A 498-nucleotide genomic window follows, 5' to 3' on the forward strand; every position below is an offset into this window, starting at 1 on the left:
TGTTCACGCTGATCTTTTGAGTGTTTGGACAACATGGTAAAACCTCCAAAATCTAGATTCACTCATATTTTAACAAAAAAAGCGTGTCGATGAAGCCACTTATTGTGACTTTGTCGACACGCTGAGACTGCCGAATTATTTCGGCAGTCAGCTTGTAGAGAAAACGATGTTTTTCTACAAGCTTTTTTTGTTTTACGCTGTTTTTTGGATATTCGGCTGATTTTAAAAACAGAAAAAGAGCTCCCACATACCTAGCCCTGCTTGGCTAGGTATGTGGCAATCTTCTTCATGTTCTGGCATGCGGCTGTGGGGAGAACTTGTTCACTCACATTCCGTTTTCCCCTCAATCTGCAATAGCGAAGCCCATGCAACTGTTTTGAATCTGCAAAGCTTCGCTCTATTTTTTCTTTTCTTTTTTTATAGAGGGTTTTTCCTGAAACAGATAAGCGATTTTGTCTGACCTTTTCTTTGTGGTCCTCCCATACATGCCGGGTGATG

General features: G+C 41.0%; 1 protein-coding gene. It reads right to left on the reverse strand.

Annotated features, from left to right (window positions below; all coding sequences use genetic code 11):
• Positions 1-251: 251 nt before the first annotated feature.
• The coding region (locus Q3W56_RS20645; protein WP_302896698.1) for a transposase at positions 252-498 on the reverse strand (247 nt) is incomplete at its 5' end.

The sequence above is a fragment of the Bacillus sp. C28GYM-DRY-1 genome, assembly GCF_030519405.1.
Taxonomy (GTDB): Bacteria; Bacillota; Bacilli; order Bacillales; family Bacillaceae; genus Bacillus; species Bacillus spizizenii_A.